Source organism: Sinomonas notoginsengisoli (genome assembly GCF_021554725.1).
GTDB classification, from domain to species: Bacteria; Actinomycetota; Actinomycetes; order Actinomycetales; family Micrococcaceae; genus Sinomonas; species Sinomonas notoginsengisoli.
On sequence record NZ_JAIZDP010000007.1, the window covers coordinates 144,637 to 168,564 of the forward strand.

The window sequence follows — 23,928 nt, forward strand, 5'->3', positions numbered from 1 at the left end:
CGGAAGGCATGACACAGAACACCACAGGAAACATCACTGGCAAGAAGGTCGCGTTCCTCCTCACCAAGGGCGTCGAGCAGTCTGAACTCACGGAGCCGTGGAAGGCCGTTGAGCAGGCCGGCGGCCAGCCGGTCCTCGTGTCCCCCGAGAGCGGACAGGTCACCGCCATGACGCACGACTGGGACCACGGGGAGTCCTTTGCCGTGGACGTTCCGCTCTCCCAGGCCCGCGCCGAGGACTTTGACGCGCTGGTGCTCCCGGGCGGCTCAATCAATGCGGACCGCTTGCGGCTCGAGGGGGACGCGGTGGCCCTGGTGAAGTCCTTCGCGGAGGCCGGCAAGCCGATCTCGGCGATCTGCCACGCACCGTGGATCCTCATCGAGGCCGGCCTCGTCCAAGGGCGGCGCATGACGTCGTACGCGTCCCTGCAGACGGATCTGCGCAATGCCGGGGCCGACTGGGTAGACGAGCAGGTCGTGACCGACCGCGGGCTGACAACCTCGCGAAACCCCGGAGACCTCGAGGCCTTCTGCTCGAAGATGCTCGAGGAGATCTCCGAGGGGCAGCACGCGGAGATCTGAGCTCAGCGCGGCCTCAGCACTCCACGACGTTGACGGCGAGCCCGCCCATCGCGGTCTCCTTGTACTTGCTGCTCATGTCCCTGCCGGTCTCACGCATGGTCACGATCACCTCGTCCAGGGAAACGCGATGGGTGCCGTCGCCCCAGAGCGCCATCTTCGCGGCGTTGATCGCCTTCGCGGCGGCGATGGCATTGCGCTCGATGCAAGGGACTTGGACGAGGCCGCCAATAGGATCGCACGTGAGGCCGAGGTTGTGCTCCATCGCAATCTCGGCCGCGTTCTCGACCTGCGCGGGAGTGCCGCCCATGACCTCCGCGAGCCCGGCAGCCGCCATGGACGACGCCGAGCCGACCTCGCCCTGGCAGCCCACCTCCGCCCCCGAGATGGACGCCTGCTCCTTGTAGAGCACGCCGATGGCACCGGCGGCCAGGAGGAACCGCACCACCACGTCGTCCTTGTCCTCCTGCGTTGCCTTGTCCATGCCAGGGGCATAGTTGAGCGCGTAGTACAGGACGGCGGGGATGATGCCCGCCGCGCCGTTGGTGGGCGCTGTGACGACCCGCCCGCCGGACGCGTTCTCCTCATTCACCGCGAGGGCGATGAGGTTGACCCATTCCTGCCAGTACTTGGGGTCGCGGTCCTTGTCCTCCTTCAGGAGCCGCTCGTGCCAATCGGGCGCACGACGGCGCACCTTGAGGCCGCCGGGCAGGATCCCCTCCCTCTTGAGGCTGGACTCGACGCAGGCCTCCATGACGGACCAGATGTGGAGGAGTCCTGCTCGGATGTCCTCTTCCGAACGGGAGGCCTTCTCGTTCACGAGCATGATGTCGCTGATCGAGAGGCCCTTCGAGGAGCAGCGGCCGAGCAGCTCGGCGGCTGTGCGGAACGGGAAAGGGAGTTCCTTCTTGGACTCGTCGAGGTCCTTCTGGGCCGAGGCCTCCTCGCCCTCGCGGACGATGAACCCGCCTCCCACGGAGAAGAAGGTGGCCTCGTGCAGCAGCTCTCCCGGCCCGTCGGCGCCCTCTGCGCTGAAGACCTGGAACTTCATGCCGTTCGTGTGCCGCGGCAGGACCGTGAGGGGATGGAGCACGATCTCCTCGACCGAATAGGGCAGTTCGCGGCCCCCGGCGAGGTTGAGGGTGCCGGTCTCGGCGATGGCGGTGAGCCGTTCTTCGACCTGCTCGGGGAGGATCTCCTCGGGTTCGAAGCCCTCGAGGCCCAGGAGCACGGCGGTGAACGTGCCGTGGCCATGGCCGGTTGCCGCGAGGGAGCCGTAGAGGTCCACGCGCAGCGAGGCGACGCGTTCGAGGAAGCCCTTCTCGCGCAGCTCGCGCGCGAACACCGCACCTGCCCGCATCGGGCCTACGGTGTGGGAGCTGGACGGGCCGATGCCCACGGAGAACAGTTCGAAAACGCCGACGGCCATGACCTGGTTCCTTCCTGAAGACTGTGCTGACCTGCGGTTTGCGGGGTCCCTGGCGGGCCCTTGAGCGAGCCAAGGACCCCGCAGCCGGGTCAGTGGAGGTCGGCGACCCCGGGGTAGAGCGGGTGCGCTGCGGCGAGGGCGTCCACGCGCGCCTTGAGCGGAGTCAGATCCGCACCATCGGTGGCGATGAGCGCCTCGGCGATGATGTCAGCGACCTCGCGGAACGCGGCGTGGCCGAAGCCGCGCGTTGCGAGGGCGGGCGTCCCGATCCGGAGGCCAGAGGTGACCATCGGCGGGCGCGGATCGAACGGGACCGCGTTCCGGTTCACAGTGATGTCGATCGCCGCGAGCCGGTCCTCGGCCTGCTGGCCGTCGAGGGCCGCGTCGCGCAGGTCCACGAGGACCAGGTGCACGTCCGTCCCGCCGGACACCACGCCGATGCCGGCGGCCTTGACGTCGTCCTGCATCAGCCGCTCGGCGAGGATCTTCGCGCCGGCGAGCACGCGCTCCATGCGCTCCTTGAACTCCGGCGAGCCGGCGATCTTGAAGGCGACGGCCTTGCCCGCGATCACGTGCTCGAGCGGGCCGCCCTGCTGTCCGGGGAACACCGCGGAGTTGATCTTCTTCGCGATGTCGGCGTCACTGGTGAGGATGATGCCGCCGCGCGGACCAGCGAGGGTCTTGTGCGTCGTCGAGGTCACCACGTGGGCGTGCGGGACGGGCGAGGGGTGCAGGCCGGCGGCCACGAGGCCCGCGAAGTGTGCCATGTCGACCATGAGGTACGCGCCCACGGAGTCGGCGATCCGGCGGAACTCGGCGAAATCGAGCTGGCGCGCATAGGCACTCCAACCGGCCACGATGAGCTGCGGCCGGTGCTCCTGCGCGAGGCGCTCCACCTCGGCCATATCGATGCGGTGATCATCCTCCCGGACCTGGTACGGGACGATGTTGTAGAGCTTGCCGGAGAAGTTGATCTTCATCCCGTGTGTGAGGTGTCCGCCGTGGGCCAGGTTCAGCCCCATCACGGTGTCCCCGGGCTTGATGAGCGCATGCATCACCGACGCGTTGGCCTGCGCCCCCGAGTGAGGCTGGACATTGGCGTACTCGGCACCGAACAGCGCTTTGACACGGTCGAGCGCGAGCCGCTCGATCACGTCGACGTGCTCGCAGCCACCGTAGTAGCGGCGGCCCGGATAGCCCTCCGCGTACTTGTTCGTGAGCACGGAGCCCTGGGCCTGCATGACCGCGACGGCCGTGTGGTTCTCCGAGGCGATCATCTCGAGGCCTCCGCGCTGGCGGTCTGCCTCGGCGTCGATCGACGCGGCGATCTCCGGGTCCAGCTCGGCGATGTCGGCGTCTAGGGACACCGAACGGATCTGCTCGAACTGCGCCCTGTCGGTGCCCGGCACCGTCGCCGCGCTCACAGCTCGCCGCCGTTCTTGGCCGCGTACTCCTCGGCGGTCATCAGCGGGCCCTCTTCGGTCACCTCGACCGTGAAGAGCCAGCCGGCGCCGTAGGGGTCCTCGTTCACCAGGGCCGGGTTGTCGATGGCCTCCTGGTTGACCTCGACGACAGTGCCGGAGACCGGCGAGTAGAGATCGGAGACGCTCTTCGTGGACTCGATCTCGCCGCACGTCGAACCAGCGGCAACCTCGCTGCCAGCCTCAGGCAGGTCGAGGTAGACGACGTCGCCGAGCGCGTCGGCGGCGACTTGGGAGACGCCGATCTTGGCGGGCGTTGCGTCGGTGTCGAGCCACTCGTGCTCTTCGGAGTAGCGGAGGCCGGACTGGACCTTGCTCATGGGCGGTGTTCCTGTTCTTCTTCGAAGGGGAAAAATCAGCGGGCGCCGGAGGGCGCTGGGTGAACTACTTCTGGCGCTTGTAGAACGGCAGCTGGATGACCTCGAACGGCTCGGCCTTGCCGCGGAGATCCGCGTCGACCTTGGTGCCGACCGCCGAGTGGGCCACATCGACGTACGCAAGCGCGATGGGGTAGCCGAGCGTCGGGCTGGGCTGGCCGGAGGTGACCTCGCCAACCGGTACCCCGTCGACGAGGATCGGGTAGTGCGAGCGCGCAGCGCGCCGCCCAAGCCCCTTCAGTCCCACCAGACGCCGACCGGTCGTGGTGCCCTCGCCCTCAGCCTTCTTCGCCTCCAGCGCGGCCCGGCCCACGAAGTCGCCTTCCTTGGTCTTGAGGGCGACGACGCCGCCCAGACCTGCGGCGAACGGCGACCCCTCGCGGGAAAGCTCATTGCCATAGAGCGGCATGCCAGCCTCGAGGCGCAGCGAGTCGCGGGCCGCGAGACCGCACGGGACGAGGCCGTGGGCGTTGCCGGCCTCCTCGAGTGCCTTCCACAGCTGGACCGCGAGCTCGTTGCCGACGAACAGCTCGAACCCGTCCTCGCCGGTGTAGCCCGTGCGGGCAAGGAACACCGGAACGCCAGCGATGTCCACCTCGATGCCGGCGTAGTACTTGAGCTGGCGGATGTCCTCGTGGTCCTCGGAGCCGGCCACGGAGAGGAGGATCGCCTCGGCATTCGGGCCCTGGACCGCCACAAGGGAAGTCTCGGCGGAGGCGTCGCGCAGCGTCACGCCCTCTGCGCCGAAGGCCGTGCGTCGCGCCTCGAGCTCGCCGGCCACAGTGAGTGCGTTGCCTGCGTTGGGGACGACGAGGAAGTCCTCCTCGGCCACACGGTAGACGATCAGATCGTCGATGATCCCACCGTCCTCAGTGCAGATCAGCGAGTACTTGGCCTTCCCGACGGCGACCGCCGAGAGCTTTCCCACGAGCGCGTAGTCGAGGAACGCGGCCGCCTGGGGGCCCGTGGCCCAGACCTCACCCATGTGGGAGAGATCGAACAGCCCAGCGGCCTCGCGGACGGCGCGGTGCTCCGCAAGTTCCGAGCCGTACTTGAGCGGCATCTGCCAGCCGCCGAAGTCTGTGAAGGACGCCCCGAGGGCTGCGTGCTCGTCGTAGAGCGCGGTGTGCTTCTCGGCCGTGGCCTGGCCGGTAGTCGTTTCAGTCATGGAAGTCTCCTAGCGAAGGTTGAGCGGGGTCGAGGGGGTCGAAGCCCGGCGTGCGCAGCTTCGACCCCGCTCACCAGCGTTGATCAGTCCTCGAAGGCTTCGAGGGGCGGGCACGCGCAGATCAGGTTCCGGTCGCCGGCGGCGCCGTCGACGCGGCCCACAGGGGCGAAGTACTTGTCCTGCTTGTGGACCTTGCCCGGGAAGGCCGCCTGCTCGCGGGTGTAGGGACGGTCCCAGTCGCTCGAGACCACAGCCGCAGCCGTGTGCGGCGAGCGGCGCAGCGGGGACTCCTCGACGGAGAAGTCTCCGGTGGACACCTGGTCGATCTCGGCACGGATCGAGATCATCGCATCGATGAAACGGTCGATCTCGCCGAGGTCCTCCGACTCAGTCGGCTCGACCATGAGCGTGCCGGCCACCGGGAATGCGAGGGTCGGAGCATGGAAGCCGTAGTCGATGAGCCGCTTCGCGACGTCCTCCGCGGTCACACCGGTCTTGGCGGTGAGATCGCGCAGGTCGAGGATGCACTCGTGGGCCACGAGGCCCGCCTCGCCCGTGTAGAGCACCGGGAACGAGGAGTCGAGGCGCTTGGCGATGTAGTTGGCGGCCAGGAGCGCCGACTTCGTGGCCTCGGTGAGGCCGTCCCCGCCCATGAGCTTGACGTACGCCCACGAGATCGGCAGGACGCCAGCTGAGCCGAAGCGGGAGGCAGAGACTGGAACGCCGTGCTCCTCCGGGCCGCCCTGCCACACCGCGGCATCGCCGGGCATGAACGGGGCGAGGTGGGCGCGGGCGGCGACGGGGCCGACGCCGGGGCCGCCGCCGCCATGCGGGATGCAGAACGTCTTGTGCAGGTTCAGGTGGGAGACGTCGCCGCCGAACTTGCCCGGCTGGGCGAGGCCGACGAGGGCGTTCATGTTGGCGCCGTCGATGTACACCTGGCCGCCCGCGGCGTGGACCTTGTCGCACACGTCCCGCACGTCGGCGTCGTACACCCCGTGGGTGGACGGGTAGGTGACCATGATCGCCGCCAGGCTCTCGCGGTTCGCCTCGATCTTCGCCTCGAGGTCGGTGTGGTCGATCGTGCCGTCGGACGCGGTGGCCACGACGACGACCTTCATGCCCGCCAGCACCGCCGAGGCCGCGTTGGTTCCGTGCGCGGAGGCCGGGATGAGGCAGACGTTGCGCTGACCCTCCCCGCGTGAGCGGTGGTACCCACGGATGGCGAGCAGGCCCGCGAGCTCGCCCTGGGACCCAGCGTTCGGCTGGATCGAGACCTGGTCGTAGCCCGTGATCGCGGCGAGGTCGGCTTCGAGGCCGGCAATGAGCTCACGCCAGCCCTCGGTCTGGGAATCCGGGGCAAACGGGTGGATCCCGGCGAACTCGGGCCACGTCATGGACTCCATCTCGACCGTGGCGTTGAGCTTCATCGTGCACGAGCCGAGCGGGATCATCGTGCGGTCGAGGGCGAGGTCGCGGTCCGAGAGCTTGCGCAGGTAGCGCAGCATCTGGGTCTCAGAGCGGTGTGAGTGGAAGACCGGATGGGTCAGGTAGGCGCTTGAGCGCAGCGAGGCCGTCTCGATGTCGAACTCCCCGGCGCTGCCCTCCGCGCCGCCGCGCACGTCGAGGCCGTCGCCCGCGGCGCCCGCGCCGAACACGCCGGCAACTGTGGCGACGTGGTCCGACGTGGTGGTCTCGTCGCACGAGATGCCCACCGTGTCCGCGTCGACGAAACGCAGGTTGATGCCCTGGCGCTCGGCCTTCTCGACGATTGCTGCTGCGCGTCCTGGGACGCGGGCCTGAACAGTGTCGAAGAAGCTGCGGTGCGCCACCTCGACCCCAGCGCCGGCGAGGGCTGCCGCGAGCGAGCGGGCGTGGCCGTGGGTACGCTGGGCGATCGCCTTGAGGCCCTCGGGCCCGTGGTAGACGGCGTACATCGACGCGACGATCGCAAGGAGCGCCTGCGCGGTGCAGATGTTGGACGTAGCCTTCTCGCGGCGGATGTGCTGCTCGCGGGTCTGGAGGGCCAGACGGTAGGCGGGCATCCCGGCGTCGTCCTTCGACACGCCCACGAGGCGGCCGGGGAGCTGGCGCTCGAGGCCCTTGTGGACGCTCATGAACGCGGCGTGGGGGCCGCCATAGAACAGCGGGACGCCAAAGCGCTGCGCGCTGCCCACGGCAATGTCGGCACCCTGCTCGCCGGGCGACTTGATGAGGGTGAGGGCGAGCAGGTCAGCGGCGATCGTCACCATCGCGCCGCGCTCCTTCGCCTGGGCGATGAGCGCCGTGGCGTCGTGGACGGCACCGGAGGCGCCCGGCTGCTGGATGACGATGCCGTTGATCGGGCCGTCGGGCAGGCCAGCCGAGAGGTCCGCGATCTCGACATCGAACCCGAGCGCCGCGGCGCGGCCCTTGACGATCGCGATGGACTGCGGGAAGAGGTCGGCGTCGAGAACGGTTCGGCCCCCCGCCGCGTCCCTGTTCTTGTTGGACCGGCGCATGAGGAGCACCGCCTCGACCACGGCGGTGGCCTCGTCGAGGAGCGACGCGTTGGCGATCGCGAGTCCGGTGAGGTCCTCGACGGCAGTCTGGAAGTTCAGGAGGGCTTCGAGGCGCCCTTGGGAGATTTCCGGCTGGTACGGGGTGTACGCCGTGTACCAGGCCGGATCCTCCACGACGTTGCGGCGGATGACCGGCGGCGTGACGGTGTCGTAGTAGCCCTGACCGATCATTTGGACCCGAGGCTTGTTCTTTGAAGCGAGCGCGCGGAGCGCGGACAGGGTCTCGGCCTCGCTCAGCGCCTTGTCCAGGACGAGCGGCGCGTCCTGCTTGATGCTGTCGGGAACCGCGGTTGCGGCGAGGGCGTCGACGCTGTCGAAGCCGACAGCGTTGAGCATGTGCTTGATGTCGGCATCGCGACGGGCACCGATGTGCCGGTCGACGAAGGCTGCGGGGGTAAGGTCCGTCACGGGGAACTCCATCAATCAGGCCCGGCCCGATGGGCCCGGCTTTTGACTCCAGTTCCTCCCCGCTCTGTATGGGACCTGAGAGATTCCGCCGGATGGTTCCGGCTTGCACCGTCGGTGAGCCCCCGCTGAGTGGGGACGCTTTCCAGAGTTGCCTTGCCGCAGCGGTACGGGTGCCTGAGAGATTCCTGGGGAGGTGTTGCTCCTACGGCGCCTGCTTGCTCATGCTCGCAGGACTCTCCCGCCGCAGATCAAAGGCTGATTTGTTCAGTTATCGCCCGCACAGACGCGGCAGCGCTTGCGGGGGCGTGAACCTATTGTGCTATGCCGAGGCTCACATCGGCAAATGCCCCGCGCCACATGCGCCTTCCCAAAGTTCAGGCCGACCCTGACCGGCTTCACCGAATGGCCACGAAAGTCGGCGCTCTGTTTAGGCTCCTGTTCAGAATCCCGTCCGGCATGCTGGCTAGCGTTCCGCACATGACGAGACTGTCAAAAACCACCCGCAGAACCATCGCGGTCACCGCCGCCCTCGCCCTTGTCGGCGGGGGCGTGGCCGTCGCCGTGGCACCGCTTGTTGCGGGGCCGTCCAAGGACGGCACTGCCACGACCCCCACCGGGCAGCGTGTGACCCCGTGGGGCATCCAGACCGTACTCGGTGACCTTCCGCTCAACTCGGCCCTCTCGCCCGATGGCAAGCGTCTCCTCGTGACCAACAACGGCCAGGGCACCCAGTCCATCCAGCTCATAGACACCGACGACCACGAGGTCGAGCAGACACTCTCCTACCCGTCCCCTGAGTCGCTCTATGTGGGCCTCGCTTGGAGCCCTGACGGGACCAAGGCCTATGCGAGCGCCGCTGCGAACGCCAAGATCCGCACGTATACGGTCGACGGCGGCAAGCTCACCGAGGGCGCGCCGCTCGCCTTCCCGACAAAGACCCCGGACGGCAAGGCCCTCAACCTGTACCCGGCGGGACTCGCCGTCACCCCTGACGGCAGGCGCCTCGTGGTCGCAGACCAGCTCGGCAACGCCGTCTCGGTCGTCGACACAGCGACGGGCGAGGTGCAGACGGCACCTGCGGGCAGCAAGCCGTTCGCCGTTGCCCTCTCCCCCAACGGCAAGACCGCCTACGTGACCAACCAGGGCGCGTCCGATGTGAGTGTCGTGGACGTCTCAGGCGCCCAGCCCGCCGTCGTGCGCACGTTCGGCGTGGGCCTGCACCCCAATAAGGCAACGATCTCCTCGGACGGCTCGAGGCTCTATGTTGCCAACGGCGACGAGGACAGTGTGAGCGCCGTGGACACCGCAACCGGCGACGCGAAGACGATCAGCCTCAGCCCCTATGCGGATGCCCCGGTGGGCACTAATCCGACCGGCCTCGCGCTCGACGAGAAGGGCGGCCGCCTCTTCGTGGCGAACTCGGGCAACAACGACGTCGCTGTGGTCGACATCGCCGACCACAGCGTCTCCGGCGTGATCCCGAGCGCGTGGTACCCGTCCTCACTCGCGTTCCGGGGCGGCACGCTCCACGTGACGAATGCGAAGGGGCTCGGGGCCGGGCCCAACGACGGCCCTGGCCACCCGGATCCGACCTCGACCGCCAAGACGGCCGAGAACCAGTACTCCGGCTCGATGATCAAGGGAACGCTCTCGAGCTATGAGGTGCCGACTGGGGGCCAACTGCAGAAGGCCACCGAGCAGGTCAAGAACAACAACCGCCCGGCAACCACCGGCGTCGGCGCCGTAGTGCCTTCCCAGGCGGGCGGCCAGACGCCGATCAAGCACGTGATCTACGTGGTCAAGGAGAACCGCACCTACGATCAGGTGCTGGGGAACATAGGCCAGGGCAACGGCGATCCGGCCCTCAACCTCTTCGGTGACGACTCGGCCCCCAACATACGCGCCCTCGCGAAACGGTTCACCACGATTGACAACTTCTACGCCGACGCCGAGGTCAGCGCCAACGGCTGGAACTGGGTCACGCAGGCCAACTCGAACCCGTACGCCGAGCAGATGTGGCCGGCCAACTACTCGGGCAGGAAGGCGCCCTATCCCTCGGAGAACTCCAACCCAGAGAACGCAGCCCAGGACCCCTCGAATTCGTACGTCTGGCAGCGCCTCGACAAAGCTGGAGTGAGCTTCCGGAACTACGGGTTCTTTGTGAACAACACCGCCAATGGGGCAGTCTCGTCGGACCCTGTGCTCAACGCGAAGACAGACAAGGACTACCGAGGGTACGACCTCAAATGCCCCGACTCCTCCGGCACCTTCGCGCCGCTGGCCACGAACTGCGGCACCCCACGCGTGGATCAGTGGGTCAAGGACTTCGGCTCCCAGATCTCGTCGGGGACCGTTCCGACCGTGCAGTTCGTGCGCCTGCCGAACGACCACACGCAGGGCACGAAGGCCGGGGCCCCGACCCCGCAGGCCTACGTCGCGGACAACGACTATGCACTCGGCCGCCTCGTCGACACCGTCTCGCACTCGCCGATCTGGAAGGACACCGCGATCTTCGTCACGGAGGACGACGCCCAGAACGGCCCTGACCATGTGGACGCACACCGCACGCTTGCGCTCGTGATCAGCCCGTACACGCAGACCGGCAAGGTCGATTCGACGTTCTACTCGACCGCGTCGATGGTGCGCACGATCGGCCTCCTCGCGGGCTTCAGGCCGCTCACCCAGTTCGACGCGTACGCGACGCCCATGAGCGCCTCCTTCACGGCAAACCCGAGGCTCGAGCCCTACACGGCCCTGAGGCCGACCTACCCGATGACAGCGCTCAACGGATCGAACGCGCCGATGGCCGCACAGTCCTCAGTGCAGGACCTGAGCGGTGAGGACCGGATCGACGAGCGCACCTTCAATGAGGCGATCTGGAAGTCCGTGAAGGGCGCCGACTTGTTGATGCCCGAGCCGCAGCACACTGTGATCGGCAGTGGCAGCACCAAGACCGGATCTGACCCGGACGGGGACGGCCGCTGATCCGTCAGACCAAGTAGCCCGAGAGACACGAGGGGCCCGGATCCGTGAGGATCGGGGCCCCTCGTCCACGCGGCTTCCGCCAGCTGCTCAGCCGGCGGCCTGGGACCTATCGTGATTCAGCCGCTCCTGCACCACCTCTGTGGACCGCATGAGGCAGCGAACAGCGCCCATCATCACGGCCGCCCCGATGAAAGCCAGAACACCCACTGCGAACAGCAGCCCGCCCAGGGCCACAATGCCGAAGAACACGGCAGTCTGAAGGTTGAACTCGAACATTGCCCCACTCGCTCCGGCCCCTCAAGGTGATGAGCTCTACGCCAATTCTGACCCGAGCGGACCTGCTGGATTGACGCGAGGCCACCCTGCCGAAGGTGATGTTGCCCACACAGCCCGGAGTGCGGAGACCGCCTCGTCCTGCAGACCGTGTTTGTCGTGGAGCAGCTCGTCAGCCCGCACAGCGGGCCTTCCATTCCTCGCGCAGCACGCCGTAGACCACCGCGTCGTAGAGTTCACCGCGGACCTTGCGGGCCTTGCGGAACCTCGCTTCCTCGGTGAAGCCGAGCTTCGCGCCGATGCGGCACATGCCCGTGTTCCCGCTCCAAGTGGCGAAGTCCAGCCGGCTGCTGTCCGTCACAGCGAAGAGGTAATCGGTCCATAGCGCAAGGGCTTCGGTGCCGTAGCCACCGGACCAGTGCGCGGGGTCGAAGATGACCAGCCCGAGCCGCCGCCAGGGAAGCAGCGCGGTGCCGTCCGCGGACTCGGCCGTCGGCTTCTCCTCCCAGTACCAGGACACCTGGCCCACGAACTCCCCCGAGGCCGCGTCCACGATGGCGAGATGCTCGCGCACCGCCGGCCAATCGCCGTCGTGCGCTCTGCTCAGCAGCGAATCGCACCAGCCATTCGCGCCCTCGGCGGTCCACCGTGCATAGTAGGGCCCGTCGAAGAGCTGCCACTCGTGGACCCCGCCGCTGGCCGACCCGGGTGCGGGCGGGACGATCCAGCGGCGGAACGCCTCGATGTCGGCGGGGGTCCAGTCCCGCAGGGCCACGCGGGAGCCGCTGAGGAGCACGGGGTCGGTCACCCGGCCCACCCTACAGAGTCCAGGAAAACAGGGACCGGCAGCGTTCCCGCGCATCCACCCGGCGCCCCGTGACATCCTCGAGGCCGAGAGCGATGCCTCACGGCCTCAACGGGCAAGGCCTGCCCGTCGCAGCGCCTCCGCGAGGGCCGTATCAGCAGGGGCCGGCCCTTGCCCTCCACGCTGTCCGCCTTGGGTTCCGGCACCTTGGCCGCCCCCGCACTGACGGGACCCAGTGCTCCGCTGGCCGTCAGCCTCAGACGCACGACGCCGGTCCTCGCCTCCGCGGCCACCTCGCCGCTCACCGGGCTCACCCCGCTCCCTGCGGACCGCGCCGACCTCGTCGTCGAGGCGCAGGGTCAGCGAAATCCGCTTGCGCGCAACATCCACGTCGAGCACTTTGACCTTGACGATCTGGCCCGACTGCACGACCTCGCGCGGGTCAGAGATGAACTTGGTGCTCATCGCCGAGACGTGGATGAGCCCGTCCTGGTGCACGCCGAGGTCCACGAAGGCGCCGAACGCGGCGACGTTGGAGACGGTCCCCTCAAGGATCATGCCCGGCTTGACGTCCTTGATGGTCTCGACGCCCTCGGTGAGGGACGCGGTGACGAACTCGGGCCGGGGGTCGCGGCCGGGGCGTACGAGCTCCGTCATAACGTCCTTGACCGTCGGGAGGCCAAAGCGCTCGTCGGCGAACTGCGCCGGGTCGAGCGTCGCGACGCGCTCCTTGGACCCGCCCGCGGCTTCGAGGATGCGCGTCGCCAGCCCGTAGGCCTCAGGGTGGACGGCCGAGGCGTCGAGGGGCTGGGTGCCGCCGGAGATCCGGAGGAAGCCCGCACACTGCTCGAAGGCCTTCTCTCCGAGGCGCGGGACCTTCTTGAGGGCGGCGCGGGACGCGAACACTCCGTTCGCATCGCGGTACTCGACGATGTTGCGGCTGAGGGTGGGGCCCAGTCCTGCCACGCGGGCCAGGAGCGCCGGCGAGGCGGTGTTCACGTCCACGCCGACCGCGTTCACGCAGTCCTCGACCACGGCGTCCAGGGTCCGCTCGAGCTTGGACTGCGTCACATCGTGCTGGTACTGGCCCACGCCGATTGACTTCGAATCGATCTTGACGAGCTCGGCGAGTGGGTCCTGGAGTCGCCGTGCGATCGAGACCGCGCCGCGGAGCGACACGTCGAGGTCCGGGAGCTCCGCGGAGGCCAGTGCCGAAGCGGAGTACACGGAGGCCCCGGCCTCCGACACGATCACCTTGGCGCTGCGCGGCATCCCGAGGCGGGTCAGCAGCTCCCCTGCAAGCCGGTCGGTCTCGCGGCTCGCGGTGCCGTTGCCCACGGCGATGAGCTCGATGCCGTGCTCGCGGGCGAGCTTCTCGAGCACCTCGAGGGCCTGGTCCCACTTCTTCGCGGGCTCATGGGGATACACGGTCGCCGTGGCCACGACCTTGCCCGTGCCATCCACGACGGCCACTTTGACGCCCGTGCGCAGGCCCGGATCGAGGCCAAGGACTGCCCGGTTCCCTGCGGGCGCCGCGAGGAGCACGTCTCGGAGGTTGGCGGCGAACACCTTGACCGATTCGTCCTCGGCGGCGTCAAAGAGACGGGAGCGGAGGTCAGATTCGAGCTTGGCAAGGAGCCGACCCTGCCAAGCCACCTTGACGGTCTGCCGGAGCCACTTCCCGGCGGCGGTCTCCCAGCCGCCCCGGACGCCCAGCGCACGGGCTACTGCGGCCTCATAGCCGGCCCGGGCGTCGGCGAGCGCGGACTCGTCCCGGGGATCGGCCTCGACGATCTCAAGGGACAGTGCACCCTCGCGCTCCCCGCGCAGCAGCGCGAGCACACGGTGGCCGGGAAGTGCGTCGACGGGCTGGACGTAGTCCTCGAAGTCAGCGTACTTGCCCGCTTCCCGCGAGGCTCCCGCCACGGCAGGCGAGGGGGCGGCGCCAGGGCGGGTGGCGGCGTCGTCCGCACTCGCCTTCCCCGCGCCCTTCGCCGCGGAATGGATGCGCCCGCCGCGGAAGAGCCTTTCGCGCAGGTCCGCCACGAGCTCCGCCTTCTGCCCGGCGCGCTCGGTGAGGATGGCGCGCGCTCCGGAGAGGGCGTCCTGGCCGGTCGCGATGCCGTGCTCCACATTGAGGTAGGCCGCAGCGAGGGCGTCGAGGTCCTGGGAGGGGTGAGCGATGATGGCATCCGCGAGCGGCTCGAGGCCGGCTTCACGGGCGATCTGCGCGCGGGTGCGCCTCTTCGACTTGTAGGGCAGGTACAGGTCCTCGAGCTGGGACTTCGTCGTCGTGGCGAGGACCGCGGCCTGCAGCTCGTCGGTGAGCGCGCCCTGCTCGGCGATCGAAGTCAGCACGGTCCGGCGGCGGTCCTCGAGCTCGCGCAGGTAGCGCAGGCGCTCCTCGAGCTCACGCAGCTGCGCGTCATCGAGCGTACCGGTGGCCTCCTTGCGGTACCGGGCGATGAACGGGACGGTCGAGCCGCCGCCCAACAGCCCCACCGCGGCCTTCACCTGCCAAAGGGCAACGCCCAGCTCGGCGGCGAGGATGCGGGCGATCGCCTCGGCGGTCTCCTCCTCGCTCGGCAGAGTGGGCTGGATCTGGGTCGGGGCAGTCTCGATGCTCACGGTTCTACTCTGCCCTATGCCGCCGACACTCCTCGTCGTCGTCCCCCGATGCCCCACGCAGCAACAGCGCACACGGCGTGGAGACCGGTGGGACGGATTGCGCGATGGTCGCATTGCGGTGGTCGGCGTCCGGCAGGAGCGAGGAGTGCGGCCCTCGCGGTGACGAGCGCACGGACGACGATGGACGCTCAGGCCAGGCAGGCGGCGCAGGCACCCACCTCGAGGTCGGCATTGGCCAGCACCGCACCGCACTCGCGGCACCATGCGTGGGCCTCGAGGTCGATGCACGCAGCGCAGAGGTGCTCCTCGAATTCGGCGAGGGCACGGCCGCAATCACGGCACGTGTCCTCGACGAGCGTGAGGCGTGCGCGCTCCGGACCCGCGGTGAAAATGTTGCTGTGGACTGCTGCTGTGCTCATAGAAAAAGGCTAAGGAAGAGCTCCGACTTTTCTCGTCCACGGCCTCGGAGAGTTGCCAATTGAGCTGGCGTACGTAGGCTGGCGGGCATGGCCAGATTCTTCGACGTGCACCCGGTCGATCCCCAGCCCCGGGCGATCGGCCAGGTGGTGCAGATCCTGCGCGAGGGAGGGCTCATCGCCTACCCGACGGACTCCTGCTACGCGCTCGGGGCCATGATGGGCAACCGCGAGGCGCTGGACCGAATCCGCCGAATCCGCCACCTCGACGACAAGCACCACTTCACCCTCGTCTGCGCGGAGTTCGCCCAGCTGGGCCAACTGGTCGAGATGCCGAATGACGTGTTCCGCGCCATCAAGGCCGTTACCCCCGGGCCGTACACGTTCATCCTCCCGGCGACGCGCGAGGTGCCCAAGCGCATGCTCCACCCGAAGAAGAAGTCTGTCGGGGTGCGCATTCCAGACAATGCCGTGGTCCGGGCGCTCCTGCATGAGCTCGGTGAGCCGCTGCTCTCCTCTACCCTCCTCCTCCCCGGAGACGAGGACCCCCTCACGGACGGCTGGGACATCAAGGAGCGGCTCGACAACGTCCTGGATGCCGTCATCGACGCCGGCGAATGCGGGGCGGAGCCAACCACGGTCGTGGACTTCACCTCGGGCGGCGCCGAGATCGCCCGCCACGGCGCTGGGGACGCGAGCCGCTTCGAGTAGCTGCAACGCGAAGGGGCCGCACGCCGGCGGGCGCGAACCCGCCGTCGTGCGGCCGCCATCCGCCTAGGGACGGGTCAGCCGAAGGACGGCGGCAACTTGTATGCGCCGCCGTCGAGGCAGCCGTTCTGCCCGGACAGGTTGGCGTAGCCCTGCTGGCCGTTGTAGGCCCAGTTGCTCCAGTTGCCCTGGATCTTCCATTTGTCTCCATTGGAGAACGTCACGTAGTCCGAGCCGAAGGACCAGGCGCACTTGTCCGCGTTCTCGTTGCCGGAGCCGTCGTACCAGGCATTGATGTTCGGATCCGTCCGGGCTTCGCTCAGCTCGTGGCCGCTCACGTTCGCGAGCGCCTGGAGGCCCGGGCTTTGGCCGGGGACCGTCGAGTTGGGGTCACAGCCCGGATCGCCGTCGAGCTTGAAGAAGAAGGCGTACTGGACATGGACCCCATTGACGGTGCCGTCGGAGTGCCACGCGCAGTACCGAGCATGGCCCCGGGGAATGTCAGTGTAGACGGGATAGTAGCCCTGACCGGAGGGATCAGGGTCCGGGATGGCCTTCCCGACCTCGGCAAGGACCGCCGACTGGGAGGACGAGGCGGACGAGTAGTCCAGCACGGTCCTCGTATATGTCACAGAGGACGTGACTGGGACTCTCCCGGACTGCGTGTACTCATCCGAGGTACGCGCGTAATCGCTCGCGTTCATGCCCTGGTAGAACCTTGCGATTCCCGTGACCTTGTCGCCCGGGTCGGTCTGCCACGTCGTCCCCCAGAAGATGGGGCGGATATCGGGCACGGAGGTCAGGATGGTGCCGCCGTGGTAGCTCATATTGGGCGACTGGGGCGCGTGTCCCTGTCGCGGCGAAATGCCGCGGGCAAGGCTCACATGGGCATTCCCCGCCGGATCGGGCTCGGGCGGGGCAGCTGTCGCACTGGGCGCGGCCAGGGCCGCTCCGAGCAGGAGGGCGGAAAGAGCGAATGCGGTGCGGCGTGCAACAGTTGAAGTGGTCACGGAGTGCCTCCTCGCAGTGCTGGTGGGGCCTGGGGGTGCGTGGCCCTCGACGCGAGGCTACACGTCGCGAGGTGCCGCGAGAAGGAGCCGCGAAGCCTCAAGTGAGCCGGGCGCGGACAATCTCGCTGACGGCCTTGCCGTCGAATCTCCCGGCGACCTCCGCGGTCACGGGCTTCATGACCTGGCCCATCTGGCGCATGGTCAGCTCGGTTCCCTCGGCCCTGAGCGCCGCGACCACGCGGTCGACGATCTGCTCGACCTCGTCGCGGGTGAGCGGCTTCGGCAGGTACGCCTCGATGACCTCGGCCTCCGCGAGCTCCGCCGCGGCCCGTGAATCCTCCCCCGCCTGGGCGTAGATCTCAGCGGTCTCGCGGCGCTTGGACGCCTCCTTCTGCAGGAGCGTGGTGAGCTGCGCCTCGTCGAGCGTGATGGGGGTCTTGCCGGACTTCTCGCGCGTCTCGATCTCGCCCAGCACGTTGCGCACGGTGGTCAGCGCGGTCTTGTTCCCCGACTTCATGTGGGTGACCACATCGGCGTGGAGCCGCTCCTTGAGCGTCGGCATGGGGACCCGTCTCCTTCGTGGATGTCCTGGCGTCGATGGGACGCCCGTCTGCCCCAAGCGTAGGCGCTTCTACAATGGAAGGAGCCGGAGGAGGCCCCCGTGGGACGCATACGCTACAGGGTCCAGGGCCCGCGGCACGGACGCCCGTACCGCCGCCCCACCGCTCTCCCGCGCCCAGCTGCGCCATCGCCTCCGGGCACCCGTTCGGTGCAGGGCCGGCCCGCACAGCCGCGCTCGACCCCCTCGGTCCAACCCGTGCTCCGGTGGGACCGGATCCCGAGGGTCCGGCCTGTCCCCTTGGCCGCACTCGTCCTGAGGTGGCTCGTCATCGCGGTGCTGTGCCTTGCCGTGCTCGACATCGCGAGGGTGGCCGGGGTCCCGATTGTTCTGTTCGTCCTGGTCTGGACCGGCGTGAGGCTCATGCGCCGGCACCCGGGCCGCCCCCACAGGATCCGCGCACGGCAAGCGGCAGGGGCTCCTGGCGCTGTGACTCCGCGCCGTCCGGCACCGCCCGCACGGGGCAATCCCTACGATCTCGAGACCTATCTCAAGCGCCTCGGCGAGGACCCTTCCTGAGGTCTCGCCCACGGGTGGCGGACCCCCTAGGATGCGGAGATGGGCATCCTCATCGCTGCGGCCAAGGCCCTCGGGAGGCTCGTGGCCTTCTTGGTGATCAGCGCCCTGGCCGGGGCGCTGGTCGCGGGGATCTTCATGCCGGTCGCAGCCGCGACGTGGGGCGCGACGAACGGCACAGTGCAGTTCTTCGACGATCTCCCCACCGAGCTCACGGTGACGCCCCCAGCGCGGGTCAGCAAGATCCTGGCCGGGGATGGCTCGGAGATTGCGACCCTCTACAACGAGAACCGCACGCCCGTGCCCCTCGATGCGATCTCTCCTCACGTGAGGAATGCGATCATCGCCGTCGAGGACTACCGGTTCTACGACCACGGAGGCGTGGACACCACGGGGATCGTCCGCGCGGTGGTGGCGAACATCCGCGGTGACCGCCAGGGTGCCTCCACACTCACGCAGCAGTACGTGGCCAACGTGCTCAAGGAGAACATGCTCGCCAAGGGCGAGGACCCCACCGTGGTGCTCAATGGGCAGAAGGGCATCGGCGACAAGCTGCGGGAGATGAAGCTTGCCATAGCCCTCGAGAAGAAGTATTCGAAGGACGACATCCTCGCCGGGTACCTCAACTTGGTCTTCTTCAACACCCACGCCTACGGTGTCCAGGCCGCCAGCCAGTACTTCTTCTCGGTGGACGCCAAGGACCTCACCCTCCCTCAGGCTGCGCTGCTCGCCGGCGTGGTGAACGGGCCCACCATCTACGACCCCACCGCACATCCGGAGGCCTCAGTCCAGCGGCGCGACCTCGTGCTCGACGCGATGCTCAAGCATGGGTACGTGACGCAGAAGGAGCACGACGACGCAGTCACGGCACCGCTAGAGCTCAAGGTCAGCCCTCCCAGGCAGGGCTGCCCCTACGCCGCCCAGGCCCAGTACTTCTGCGACTATGTGCTGCACCAGATCCTCAACGACCCGGCCTACGGAGCGACAGCGGACGACCGCTATCAGAAGGTCACGCGTGCGGGGCTGACCATCACCACGACCCTCGACCCGCGTCTCCAGGCCCCGGCCCAGGCCCAGGTCGATGCGACGGCCGGCGCGAACCCGGACAAGTGGGGAACCTCTCTCGTGACCGTCCAGCCCGGCACGGGCAAAGTCCTGGCGATGGCACAGAACACCCGCATGCTTGCAGGCCAGGGACTGAACTTTGTGACGAACTACAACTTCAACGTGGACCGCACTGACGCCAAGGGCAACGACCTCGGGGGCGCGGGCGGGTTCCAGCCCGGCTCGGCCATGAAGCCCATCACGCTCACGGCCTGGCTGAGCGAGGGCAAGCCGACCGACCAGATGGTCGACGCCGCCAAGCGCCGCTACCCGCTGAACCACCCTTGGCGCGATACCTGCGGCAAGGTCATCGGCGCGTACGACGACACGACGGTGAGCCGCGGCACAGCCCCCGACCTCCAAAACGACGAGCCTCAGTGGTACCGGCCCATGACGGTCCGCGAGGGCATCTACCAGTCCATCAACACCGCCACGTTCGCCTCGGCAGCGGAGCTCAGCGACTTCTGTGACATCCAGCGCGCGGCGGACGCGCTCGGCATGCGAGACGGTGGCGGCAAGGACACCAAGCTCGACATGTCCACCCTCGGCAACCTCCTGGGCGGCTTGAGCGTCTCCCCCCTGACCATGGCCTCCGCCTACGCGACGTTCGCAGCGAACGGGACGTACTGCACCCCGATGTCGATCACCGCCGTCACGGACGCCCAGGGAAAGAAGATTGGCGGCCAGACGCAGGCGTGCCAGCCGGGCGCCATCAAGCCCGATGTCGCGAAGGCTGCGACCAACGTCCTCCAGGACGTCCTGACCAAGGGCTCGGGGTACAACATCAAGGACGACGCAGGCAAGACCATCACCCTCGGCGTGCCCGATGCCGCCAAGACCGGCACGAACGAGTTCAACAGCGAGACCTGGCTCGTCGGCTACACCCGCGGCCTCGCCACCGCCTCATACTTCGGAGAGCCGCTCGGGAACCCTGAGGCCCACATGGGCCGGAACGTGATAGTCAACGGCAGGTACTGGAAGAACATCGACGGCGCATACATCGCTGGGCCACAGTGGGCGTGGTACATGCAGAAGGTGCTCAACCTCTACGACCACGGCAACTTCGACCCCCCGCCGCCCAGCCTCATCAACGCCCCGAAGAAGTAGCCGCGCGCGGGCCGGCACGGACGCGCCCGGGAACCCTGGGCTCCCGGGCGAACGCACGCTTCTCAAGCACTTCCATGATGGGCCCATGCGGGGGCGGTGACCAGAGCGGGCGGCGGGCGCACGACGGCGCGTGGGCAGGCGGCGTCGTGCGCGAACCCACCGCCGTGGTCGCCGCCCTAGGCCGCGGGCCGGTCCTTGAGGGTCGCGTCGAGGAGCTCCCGCAGCCTGCGGAAGTGCTCCTCGGCGGCCTCCTCGTGGTACGCGGAGGTGTCTGCCATCGTGTAGCCGTGCGCCGCCCCGGGGTAGATCTCGTTCGACGCCGTGAGTCCGGCCCCGCCGAGAGCGTCGCCGAGCCGTGCCACCGCCTCGGGGTCCATGCTCCGATCATGGTCTGCGTGGAGGAACACGAACCGGGCGCGGGCGTCGGGGAGACCGAGGTGCGGGCTGTCGGGGGTATCGGTGGCGAGGCCAGCACCGTGGAACCCGCCGGCTGCGGCGATCTCGCGATGAGTGCTCGCAGTGCGGACGGCCAGCCGGGCGCCCATGCAGTAGCCGGTGGTGCCGAGCGGACCGGGTGCAACGCCGTCGAGAGAGCGAAGTGCCTCCACCCAGGCAGCGGCGTCGGCAACCGCCTTGTCGGCGGTGAGCCGGCCGACCCGGGGGAACGCGACCTCGCCCGCGGACTGGCGGCCCTCGGGGGTGGTCATGTCAGTGCTGGGCCTCAGCTCCTCGACCGTTCCCTCGCGGTAGAACACGTTCGGTGCGAGGACCACGTAGCCCCAGTCGGCGATGCGCTGGGCCATCTCCTCGATGCGGGGACGGATCCCGAAGGCGTCCATGTAGAGGATGACGCCGGGGAACGGGCCTTCGCCGGTGGATGGGCGGGCCACAAGTGCCTGGGCAGTGCCGTCCGGAGCAGGGATCTCGATGAGCTCAGTCATGCCCACAGGCTAGCGGTCTTGGCTGCTAGCGGCCGAGTGTCTCGGACAAGGCGGCCAATCCGTACTCGAAGGCGCGTTCGACGTCGCCCCCGAGGCGGAACGCCCCGCTCAACTCCATGCTCATGAAGCCGTGGACCCATGCGGTGACGAGCCGCGCGGCGTCAAGGGCCCGTTCGGGGCCGACGAGTGCCTCGGTGACGGCGAGCGCAGGGGCGGCCGCGCGTGAGAGGTGCTCGGGCTGCGGCCTCGCGGCCGCTGGCTCCTGGGCGAAGATCAGCTGGTAGGCCGCGGGCCGCTCCTTCGCGAAGGCACGGTAGGCGCGCCCGAGCCGGGTGAGGGCGGCGCGGGCGGTGGCCGCGTCATGGTGGCTCGCCCCCACTCCCGCAGCCGCTTCGAGACGAGAGCCGAGGTCGAGCACGGTAGCAACCGCGACGCGGCCGAGCAGCTCGTCGCGGCCGCCGACGCGCTTGTAGAGCGACGGCGCTCGCACACCCACGCGGTGCGCCACGGCCGCCATGGTGAGGCCCGCGACCCCTGAGGCCTCGAGGAGCTCCTGCGCCGCGGCGATGATCTCTGCCACGTTCGTGCGTTCCGGGGTGGGCACGGGCTCCTCCTTCATTGCTATTGCTATTAGCCATGATAGCTAATTACCCTAGCCATTATGGAACTAGCCCCAGGACTCCACCGGATCGGAAACGACATTGTCGCCGCCTACCTCGTCATCGAGCCGGGCGGCATCACCGTCATCGATGCGGGACTTCCCGGCCATTGGAAGGACCTGCAGGCCGAGCTTGCGGCGCTGGGCCGCCCAGCCTCAGACATCCGTGCCGTGCTGCTCACCCACGGCGACAGCGACCACATTGGGTTCGCGGAGCGCCTGCGGCGCGAGCACGGTGTGCCCGTCTACGTGCATGGCGCGGACAGCGCCCGCGCGCGGGGCCTCCAGTCCACCAGACCGAGCTGGGGCCCCATGCGTCTCGGGCCCATCGTGAAGTTCATGGCGTACGGGATCGCGAAGGGCGGGATGAGGCCTGTGCACCTGACGGAAGTGCGCGAGTTCGCCGCCGGGGACGTCTTGGACCTGCCGGGCGCCCCGCGGATCTTCGGACTCCCAGGCCATTCCCCCGGGAGCGTCGCCATCTATGTGCCGTCCGTCGACGCAGTCTTCGTGGGCGATGCGCTGACCACCCGGCACGTCCTCACTGGTCGGAGTGGGCCCCAGCCGGCGCCCTTCACGGACGACCCGCCGGAGGCACTTGCCTCGCTCGAGCGGCTGCGAACCATAGGGGCCCAGTGGGTCCTCCCGGGCCACGGCACGCCCTGGCGGGAGGGTGTTGGGAAGGCGGTCGACGCCGTCGTCCGCGCCGCGCACGACGCCGCGGGGTCGCCAAACGCCTGACACCTGCCCGGGCGGGTGGTGCAGGGAGGCCCGGACACGCACCGTGGAGGGGCCGGAATGGCCCCTCCACGGGAAAGGCGGGTTACCAGCCCGCCGTGCGAGAACCTTGATTGGGAGAGGAACTCACCCCGGTAGTTACCCGAGCGTCCGAGACCGAAACCCGACCTTGCTCTTAGTACTGGGCCGTTCTAAAATATAAATATACATTTTTAGAGATGGCAAGGGGGATGAGATGAACTTCCCGCCAGTATCGAGATCCTGTACATAGAGGACTGCCCGCAGTGGCAGACGGCTCTGCAGCTCACCCGTTCCGCCGCACGCATGGCGGGAGCCGCCGAGGTGGATGTGTTCGCGATCGAGGTCCAGGATGGCACGCAGGCCTCGCGTCTGGGGTTCGCCGGCTCCCCGACGATCCTGGTGAACGGCCGCGACCCCTTCCCGGCCATCCCGACGCAGCAGCTGGCGTGCCGGACGTTCCAGACGCCCCGAGGGCCAGCGGTCCTCCCCGACAAAGAGCAGCTGACCGACGCGATCCGTGCTGCGCTGACCCGTCGGGCCGGGGACCGCTAGGCCACCCGTCTGCACGGTCCCCGGCCCTGGCACCATCGGTGGAGCCCGGCCGAGGCAGCTGATCTCAGACGGCGCCTGTCGGTGCCGCCCGGCGGTCGACCTCGGCTGTCAGGGCGTCGATGCGTTCCATTGCCTGCTCGAGACGCCCGACACTGGACCATAGGTCTGGGTGCTGTCCCCGGACCTCCTCAAGGCTCTTCCCGGCGGACCGCAGGGACGCTAAGTCGAAGCTGACGTTTGTGCGTGCACCGGCGACGGCCGCCCGAAGGGCGCCGAAGGCGACCACGACGTCGGCGATGAGGGCCCGATTGCCGTTGGCCGCGAGCCAGGCGAGATCGTCGACAGCTTCTATCGCCCGATCGCCGAGGACTGCCGAGGCTTTGGCAGCGTCGACGCTCGCTGTGCGTATTGCTTCATCCCGCTGGAGGCCGGGATCCAGCCGGAACGCCGCCCCGAAGGCTCGAGACGCCGAGGCGTCGTCATCGGCCAGCTGAAGCGCAGCCCGACGGAGTGCCTGTGCCCGGCCCTGCAGCGCGTCAACCTCCTGACGCCGCGGGCCTTGCGCCTCGGTGTACCCGGCAACCATGGACGCCAAGGAGGCGGCGACAGCGAGCATCACCCCCGTGCCTGCACCGCCGCCAGGCGAACCTGTGGATTGTGCGAGGGCATTGGTCCATGCCTCAACGGTCGAGGTGCCAGTGGTGATGTCCTGGGAGTTGTCCACGAGTTCACCCTTGCCCAGAATTGGCCCCGCGACACCGCCGGTCGGAGCAGGGCGATGGCAGGTCCGCCGGGCGCAGGTGGTACGGTTGCTGGTCACATCATCTCCAGCCGAGAGGACTCCA

The 23,928-nt window shown here is 68.6% G+C and carries 21 protein-coding genes and 2 riboswitches; of the genes, 7 read left to right on the forward strand and 14 right to left on the reverse strand.

Going from position 1 to position 23,928, the window contains the following annotated elements; genetic code table 11:
- Positions 1–8: 8 nt before the first annotated feature.
- A complete protein-coding gene (locus tag LF262_RS12675; protein ID WP_235780758.1) occupies positions 9–581 on the forward strand; it encodes a type 1 glutamine amidotransferase domain-containing protein in 573 nt (190 codons plus the stop codon).
- A 13-nt stretch (positions 582–594) separates the two neighbouring features.
- Here the strand turns inward: LF262_RS12675 and LF262_RS12680 are convergent, their stop codons facing one another.
- The 5 genes from LF262_RS12680 to gcvP form a co-directional block, all read right to left on the reverse strand.
- Positions 595–2,007 carry an L-serine ammonia-lyase gene (locus LF262_RS12680; protein ID WP_235780759.1) on the reverse strand — a complete coding sequence of 471 codons (1,413 nt, stop codon included), beginning with the start codon at positions 2,005–2,007 and terminating at the stop codon, positions 595–597.
- 89 nt (positions 2,008–2,096) lie between these two features.
- Positions 2,097–3,431, reverse strand: a complete 1,335-nt coding sequence (gene glyA / locus LF262_RS12685) for a serine hydroxymethyltransferase (RefSeq protein WP_308190534.1) — start codon at positions 3,429–3,431, stop codon at positions 2,097–2,099.
- A complete protein-coding gene (gene gcvH / locus LF262_RS12690) occupies positions 3,428–3,808 on the reverse strand; it encodes a glycine cleavage system protein GcvH (protein WP_235780760.1) in 381 nt (126 codons plus the stop codon). Before gcvH ends, glyA begins: the two co-directional genes overlap by 4 nt.
- A 64-nt stretch (positions 3,809–3,872) precedes the next feature.
- Positions 3,873–5,033, reverse strand: a complete 1,161-nt coding sequence (gene gcvT, locus LF262_RS12695) for a glycine cleavage system aminomethyltransferase GcvT (protein WP_235780761.1) — start codon at positions 5,031–5,033, stop codon at positions 3,873–3,875.
- A gap of 83 nt (positions 5,034–5,116) precedes the next feature.
- Positions 5,117–8,014 (reverse strand): aminomethyl-transferring glycine dehydrogenase, encoded by a 2,898-nt coding sequence (gene gcvP, locus LF262_RS12700; protein ID WP_235780762.1) that lies wholly within the window; start codon positions 8,012–8,014, stop codon positions 5,117–5,119.
- Positions 8,015–8,056: 42 nt separating this feature from the next.
- Positions 8,057–8,153: riboswitch (glycine riboswitch) on the reverse strand.
- A 1-nt stretch (position 8,154) separates the two neighbouring features.
- A riboswitch (glycine riboswitch) is annotated at positions 8,155–8,253 on the reverse strand.
- A gap of 226 nt (positions 8,254–8,479) precedes the next feature.
- Between gcvP and LF262_RS12705 the strand changes: the two genes are divergently transcribed.
- On the forward strand, positions 8,480–10,987 hold the full coding sequence (locus tag LF262_RS12705) for a bifunctional YncE family protein/alkaline phosphatase family protein (protein ID WP_235780763.1): 2,508 nt from the start codon (positions 8,480–8,482) through the stop codon (positions 10,985–10,987).
- 87 nt (positions 10,988–11,074) lie between these two features.
- On the opposite strand, the gene LF262_RS12710 is transcribed toward LF262_RS12705, so the two are convergent.
- The 4 genes from LF262_RS12710 to LF262_RS12725 form a co-directional block, all read right to left on the reverse strand.
- Positions 11,075–11,263 carry a hypothetical protein gene (locus LF262_RS12710; protein WP_235780764.1) on the reverse strand — a complete coding sequence of 63 codons (189 nt, stop codon included), beginning with the start codon at positions 11,261–11,263 and terminating at the stop codon, positions 11,075–11,077.
- 169 nt (positions 11,264–11,432) lie between these two features.
- Positions 11,433–12,068 carry a GNAT family N-acetyltransferase gene (locus LF262_RS12715; protein ID WP_235780765.1) on the reverse strand — a complete coding sequence of 212 codons (636 nt, stop codon included), beginning with the start codon at positions 12,066–12,068 and terminating at the stop codon, positions 11,433–11,435.
- A 105-nt stretch (positions 12,069–12,173) separates the two neighbouring features.
- Positions 12,174–14,807: a Tex family protein gene (locus tag LF262_RS12720; protein WP_372462774.1), complete on the reverse strand. Its 2,634-nt coding sequence runs from the start codon at positions 14,805–14,807 to the stop codon at positions 12,174–12,176.
- A gap of 74 nt (positions 14,808–14,881) precedes the next feature.
- Positions 14,882–15,112, reverse strand: coding sequence for a hypothetical protein (locus tag LF262_RS12725; RefSeq protein WP_235780766.1), 231 nt, complete (start codon positions 15,110–15,112; stop codon positions 14,882–14,884).
- A gap of 87 nt (positions 15,113–15,199) precedes the next feature.
- Here LF262_RS12725 and LF262_RS12730 point away from each other — a divergent pair, with 87 nt between their 5' ends.
- Complete coding sequence (locus LF262_RS12730; protein ID WP_235780767.1) at positions 15,200–15,820, forward strand: L-threonylcarbamoyladenylate synthase; 621 nt, start codon at positions 15,200–15,202, stop codon at positions 15,818–15,820.
- Positions 15,821–15,894: 74 nt separating this feature from the next.
- Here the strand turns inward: LF262_RS12730 and LF262_RS12735 are convergent, their stop codons facing one another.
- A complete protein-coding gene (locus LF262_RS12735) occupies positions 15,895–16,827 on the reverse strand; it encodes a hypothetical protein (RefSeq protein ID WP_235780768.1) in 933 nt (310 codons plus the stop codon).
- Between the two features lie 97 nt (positions 16,828–16,924).
- Positions 16,925–17,389 carry a GatB/YqeY domain-containing protein gene (locus tag LF262_RS12740; RefSeq protein WP_235780769.1) on the reverse strand — a complete coding sequence of 155 codons (465 nt, stop codon included), beginning with the start codon at positions 17,387–17,389 and terminating at the stop codon, positions 16,925–16,927.
- 99 nt (positions 17,390–17,488) lie between these two features.
- Between LF262_RS12740 and LF262_RS12745 the strand changes: the two genes are divergently transcribed.
- A complete protein-coding gene (locus LF262_RS12745) occupies positions 17,489–17,965 on the forward strand; it encodes a hypothetical protein (RefSeq protein ID WP_235780770.1) in 477 nt (158 codons plus the stop codon).
- A gap of 39 nt (positions 17,966–18,004) precedes the next feature.
- Entirely contained in the window at positions 18,005–20,173 is a 2,169-nt protein-coding gene (locus tag LF262_RS12750) for a transglycosylase domain-containing protein (RefSeq protein WP_235780771.1), read from the forward strand.
- A gap of 176 nt (positions 20,174–20,349) precedes the next feature.
- Here the strand turns inward: LF262_RS12750 and LF262_RS12755 are convergent, their stop codons facing one another.
- Together LF262_RS12755 and LF262_RS12760 are read right to left on the reverse strand one after the other, a co-directional pair.
- The gene (locus LF262_RS12755) at positions 20,350–21,114 is read right to left on the reverse strand and encodes a dienelactone hydrolase family protein (RefSeq protein ID WP_235780772.1); all 765 of its coding nucleotides are present in this window, start codon (positions 21,112–21,114) and stop codon (positions 20,350–20,352) included.
- A 25-nt stretch (positions 21,115–21,139) separates the two neighbouring features.
- Positions 21,140–21,718: a TetR/AcrR family transcriptional regulator gene (locus LF262_RS12760; protein WP_235780773.1), complete on the reverse strand. Its 579-nt coding sequence runs from the start codon at positions 21,716–21,718 to the stop codon at positions 21,140–21,142.
- A 57-nt stretch (positions 21,719–21,775) separates the two neighbouring features.
- Here LF262_RS12760 and LF262_RS12765 point away from each other — a divergent pair, with 57 nt between their 5' ends.
- Positions 21,776–22,513, forward strand: coding sequence for an MBL fold metallo-hydrolase (locus LF262_RS12765; protein ID WP_235780774.1), 738 nt, complete (start codon positions 21,776–21,778; stop codon positions 22,511–22,513).
- A gap of 321 nt (positions 22,514–22,834) precedes the next feature.
- The gene (locus LF262_RS12770; protein WP_235780775.1) at positions 22,835–23,083 is read left to right on the forward strand and encodes a hypothetical protein; all 249 of its coding nucleotides are present in this window, start codon (positions 22,835–22,837) and stop codon (positions 23,081–23,083) included.
- Between the two features lie 64 nt (positions 23,084–23,147).
- On the opposite strand, the gene LF262_RS12775 is transcribed toward LF262_RS12770, so the two are convergent.
- Positions 23,148–23,807 carry a cyclodeaminase/cyclohydrolase family protein gene (locus LF262_RS12775; protein WP_235780776.1) on the reverse strand — a complete coding sequence of 220 codons (660 nt, stop codon included), beginning with the start codon at positions 23,805–23,807 and terminating at the stop codon, positions 23,148–23,150.
- Between the last annotated feature and the right edge of the window lie 121 nt (positions 23,808–23,928).

Bases quoted from the DNA above. Each gene is read 5' to 3' on its own strand.
- gcvP (WP_235780762.1), bottom strand. From the start codon at position 8,014: ATGGAGTTCCCCGTGACGGACCTTACCCCCGCAGCCTTCGTCGACCGG.
- LF262_RS12750 (WP_235780771.1), top strand. From the start codon at position 18,005: ATGGGCATCCTCATCGCTGCGGCCAAGGCCCTCGGGAGGCTCGTGGCC.
- LF262_RS12740 (WP_235780769.1), bottom strand. From the start codon at position 17,389: ATGCCGACGCTCAAGGAGCGGCTCCACGCCGATGTGGTCACCCACATG.
- gcvH (WP_235780760.1), bottom strand. From the start codon at position 3,808: ATGAGCAAGGTCCAGTCCGGCCTCCGCTACTCCGAAGAGCACGAGTGG.
- LF262_RS12770 (WP_235780775.1), top strand. From the start codon at position 22,835: ATGGCGGGAGCCGCCGAGGTGGATGTGTTCGCGATCGAGGTCCAGGAT.
- LF262_RS12710 (WP_235780764.1), bottom strand. From the start codon at position 11,263: ATGTTCGAGTTCAACCTTCAGACTGCCGTGTTCTTCGGCATTGTGGCC.
- LF262_RS12730 (WP_235780767.1), top strand. From the start codon at position 15,200: ATGGCCAGATTCTTCGACGTGCACCCGGTCGATCCCCAGCCCCGGGCG.
- LF262_RS12755 (WP_235780772.1), bottom strand. From the start codon at position 21,114: ATGACTGAGCTCATCGAGATCCCTGCTCCGGACGGCACTGCCCAGGCA.
- LF262_RS12720 (WP_372462774.1), bottom strand. From the start codon at position 14,807: ATGCGACCATCGCGCAATCCGTCCCACCGGTCTCCACGCCGTGTGCGC.
- LF262_RS12725 (WP_235780766.1), bottom strand. From the start codon at position 15,112: ATGAGCACAGCAGCAGTCCACAGCAACATTTTCACCGCGGGTCCGGAG.
- gcvT (WP_235780761.1), bottom strand. From the start codon at position 5,033: ATGACTGAAACGACTACCGGCCAGGCCACGGCCGAGAAGCACACCGCG.
- LF262_RS12765 (WP_235780774.1), top strand. From the start codon at position 21,776: ATGGAACTAGCCCCAGGACTCCACCGGATCGGAAACGACATTGTCGCC.
- LF262_RS12680 (WP_235780759.1), bottom strand. From the start codon at position 2,007: ATGGCCGTCGGCGTTTTCGAACTGTTCTCCGTGGGCATCGGCCCGTCC.
- LF262_RS12705 (WP_235780763.1), top strand. From the start codon at position 8,480: ATGACGAGACTGTCAAAAACCACCCGCAGAACCATCGCGGTCACCGCC.
- LF262_RS12675 (WP_235780758.1), top strand. From the start codon at position 9: ATGACACAGAACACCACAGGAAACATCACTGGCAAGAAGGTCGCGTTC.